Source organism: Nitrospirota bacterium (assembly GCA_040754395.1).
Lineage (GTDB): Bacteria > Nitrospirota > Thermodesulfovibrionia > Thermodesulfovibrionales > SM23-35 > JBFMCL01.
In genome coordinates this window covers 1-3,301 of the sequence record JBFMCL010000047.1, presented here as the reverse complement: position 1 = coordinate 3,301, position 3,301 = coordinate 1, and the positions used below count along the sequence as shown (strand labels likewise).

General features: G+C 49.7%; 5 protein-coding genes and 1 pseudogene. 1 reads left to right on the top strand and 5 read right to left on the bottom strand.

Annotation, left to right across the window (positions count from 1 at the left end):
- The first annotated feature begins 267 nt into the window (after positions 1-267).
- Positions 268-828, top strand: a complete 561-nt coding sequence (locus AB1552_14265) for a hemerythrin domain-containing protein (GenBank protein MEW6054922.1) — start codon at positions 268-270, stop codon at positions 826-828.
- 192 nt (positions 829-1,020) lie between these two features.
- On the opposite strand, the gene AB1552_14260 is transcribed toward AB1552_14265, so the two are convergent.
- From AB1552_14260 to AB1552_14240, 5 genes and pseudogenes are all read right to left on the bottom strand, one after another.
- Positions 1,021-1,491, bottom strand: coding sequence for a putative toxin-antitoxin system toxin component, PIN family (locus tag AB1552_14260; GenBank protein MEW6054921.1), 471 nt, complete (start codon positions 1,489-1,491; stop codon positions 1,021-1,023).
- Positions 1,488-1,775, bottom strand: a complete 288-nt coding sequence (locus AB1552_14255; protein MEW6054920.1) for a type II toxin-antitoxin system Phd/YefM family antitoxin — start codon at positions 1,773-1,775, stop codon at positions 1,488-1,490. Before AB1552_14255 ends, AB1552_14260 begins: the two co-directional genes overlap by 4 nt.
- A gap of 316 nt (positions 1,776-2,091) precedes the next feature.
- A pseudogene (locus AB1552_14250) lies at positions 2,092-2,235 on the bottom strand (AAA family ATPase).
- Between the two features lie 77 nt (positions 2,236-2,312).
- On the bottom strand, positions 2,313-2,603 hold the full coding sequence (locus tag AB1552_14245; protein MEW6054919.1) for an antitoxin: 291 nt from the start codon (positions 2,601-2,603) through the stop codon (positions 2,313-2,315).
- Entirely contained in the window at positions 2,600-2,878 is a 279-nt protein-coding gene (locus tag AB1552_14240; GenBank protein MEW6054918.1) for a BrnT family toxin, read from the bottom strand. The genes AB1552_14245 and AB1552_14240 overlap by 4 nt, the downstream gene beginning before the upstream one ends.
- Between the last annotated feature and the right edge of the window lie 423 nt (positions 2,879-3,301).

Below are 3,301 nucleotides of genomic sequence, written 5' to 3'. Positions count from 1 at the left end.
TCCCGAGGGGCGACCGCGACATCGAGCAGCACATCATGCAGAACCTGAAGCACTTCATCGGGAGGGCAGGGCTCAACGACTGGGAGCTGAAGATGCTCCACGGCATCATCTCCCAGATCGAAAAAAAGATCGGCAGGAAGGACGGCTGAGACGCCTCATCAGCATGATCCAGTGCGTTCTGATTGATAGGTAAAGGAGACGTATGGTAGGGTACCTGGAGCGGAAGCAGGAGCATCATCTGTCCGGGAACGGACGGGGAGGGAGCGCATGCAGGCACGCGGACTGCTCATGATAGAGCACCGCCTGATCGAGCGGATGGTAGCCGTGATCCGCCGCACGCTGGAGCAGGCCCGGCAGGCGGCGTCCATCGACCCGTATTTCGTCGATGCGGCTGTCGACTTCATCCGGACGTACGCCGACCGTACGCACCACGGGAAAGAGGAAGATATCCTCTTCCGCGATCTCGAAGAGAGAAACCTGTCCGATGAGGACAGGCGGCTCATGAATGAACTGATCGAAGAGCATGTCTTCGCACGGAAAACGACGAAGGCCGTCGTGGAGGCCACTGCCCGGTACCGGGAAGGCGACACGGGAGCCTTGGAAGAGATAGTATCCCGCCTGAACACCCTGGTGCATTTCTATCCCGCGCATATCGAGAAGGAGGACGCGGTGTTCTTCCCGGCGGCCCGTGCCTATTTCTCGGACGAAGAGGACCGGGCGATGCTCGCACGGTTCCGGGAGTTCGACGGGAAGATGATCCACGAGAAGTACAAGGCGGTGGTCCAGGCGTTCGAGGGCGGAGGAAGCCCTTCCGAGTGTAAAAGTTAGGAGCCTCCCGGACAGTCAGCACCTCTCGGAGCTCTGCACAGGGTCAGGTCTTGAATCTTGAAAAGAGATAAAAATGAGGATAATTCAAGATTCAAGACCTGACCCCCTCGCCTTTGTCATTACATTTTCCCGCAGAAAAAAATTAGAGTTCCTTTTCTATTCACTATCTATACCTCGTGCATAACGCTTAAGCTAACCAGCGCGCGGTTTTTTGCGCGTCCGGGTTGAGCGTCTTGTTATGCGCTTACTCTTCATTTTTTGCTTTTTATAAAACACCAGAAACTCAGTCGGAGAAAAAACCTTGATTCCTTGGCATAGTTCAGAAGGGAAATGGTTTTGATTTCCCGTGACGAGACATGCTGCATGACCTGCCATGGCAGCTTCGAGAAATGGCGCATCGTCGGAATCGGGAAGCGAATTAGTCAATGGAGAAGACGCCACTATCTGTCCATGATGAATAATATAATCAAGGAGCGCAGCTACCTTTTCCTCCTCAAACTTAAACTTCGGACGTCGCAGAACTTCATCATATTCCGACAAAATGCGAGCGTCAAAGGAAAGTATCAGCTCGCCGGATGAAACCATGCGCACGATTTCACCACAGCCTTTGAACGGTGATAAAAGCCCTGCAACAAGAACATTGGTGTCGAGCACAATATTCATCGTGCGCGCTTTTTACGGACAGCTTTTATCTCCGCGTCGATATCCTCCATTGAAAGCTTGTCGGTTCCCAGTTCTACGGAACTAAGCTGGAGAGAGGCGACAGCCTCCAACGCACGGGCCTGACGGAATGCTGATAGCGATTCTTCAAGGTTTGCTTCGGTTATTGCCGCAAGAATAGCAATAGGCCGCCCGTTACTGGTAATAACCATCTCCCTCTCAGCGGGCAATTCCTTCCAGATTTGCGCCGACTTACCCCGTAAATCCCGAACGCTCAGAAATTTCATGATCCTGTCCTCCATTTGTGTATTATATTATGCACACAAATGTCACTCAGCGTCAAATTATCTTTACGTAGATGAATCGCCAGAACTCACAGAGAGGCAGGGTAGCTTCCCATCGACCCACCGAAGTGTTGTGCAAGATCATCTTTCACGAATTTCAATTATTTTATCAGGTTCTGTAGGCCAGTCATTTGGCTGGCCGTATTGAATCAATTTATCATTATAGAAATAAAGCTCTGCACAGGGTCAGGTCTTGAATCTTGAAAAGAGATAAAAAGAGGATAATTCAAGATTCAAGACCTGACCCCCTCGCTTTTGTCATTTCTTCTGGATAAATAGCAGAAAGCCAGTCATCTTCAGATAAAAATACTGCGCTTAATTCATTGGCCAGGTTTTTTGAGTAAGTCGATTTCCCGGCTCCCATTTTCCCGCAGAAAAAAATTAGAGTTCCTTTTCTATTCACTATCTATACCTCGTGCATAACGCTGGAAATCACCGAGAGGCGAGGGCTGTTCCTCGCCGATTCAGTGAATTGATTCGTTAGGCATGCTTCTTTTTGCTGAAGGTAACTTTTCCCTCGTTGAACTTGTGAATGAGCATGGAAATCAGGGATTGATAGGGTATCCCTTCTTCGATTGCTTTAGCCCTGATTTTCTTCAAATCCCGCTCTGTCATTCGGATATTAATCCGTCTCTGTTTGTTGAGACTATTGCGTGCATATGTTTCATATTTCTTTTTCTCTTTCTTGTCAAGATCGGAAACCCATTCGTCTTTTTCAAGCGATTCCGCCAATTCCCTTTCTTCTTTATCCAAATATGCTGTCTTTTTCATTTTTTACCTCCCCAATATTTCTTTGTTGCCTTGCTGTTCGGAATAATTGTTTTTAAAAAGATCTTTTCGTCATCCTCAACATAAGGCACAGAATAGACATAATCTTCAATCAGCACCAGAAAAACCTTTTGATTCGGATATTTTGTCTGATTGGGATGCCTCACCCGGTCAAGCAGATCGCCTGATGCGATTGCCAGTTCAACCTGCTCAAATGAGACCCCCCGCTCTTTTTTGAGCACCTCATTCTTTTCATCATTCCAATCAAAATACTTCATAAGTGTATGCCTATTGTATTCACTATTAATGATAGCAATGGGTTGCTGTTTCTGTCAAACCGTTTTCATATGGTAGCCGAACGCGCGGGTGAGGGGCTTGCCCCTCTCGACCCGCTGGTTGGAACTCAGAATAAGTCAACTCAGTCATCACCGTCCCTCAAAGTCCCACTCAAAGTCCGTCACTCAAAGTCCGTCATGGTGCCGGATCATCTCCTCCATCCGAGTTCCGCACCGGGAGCGCTGCAGCAGGCCCTCCCGGACCGCAGGCCGCCCGGCGCTGCCGGGTCAAGCACGGAGAGCTGGATGCCCTCTACCAGCGGATCGCAAACGTGCTCGCGCTCCTCGACTACCTCCCGAGGGGCGACCGCGACATCGAGCAGCACATCATGCAGAACCTGAAGCACTTCATCGGGAGGGCAGGGC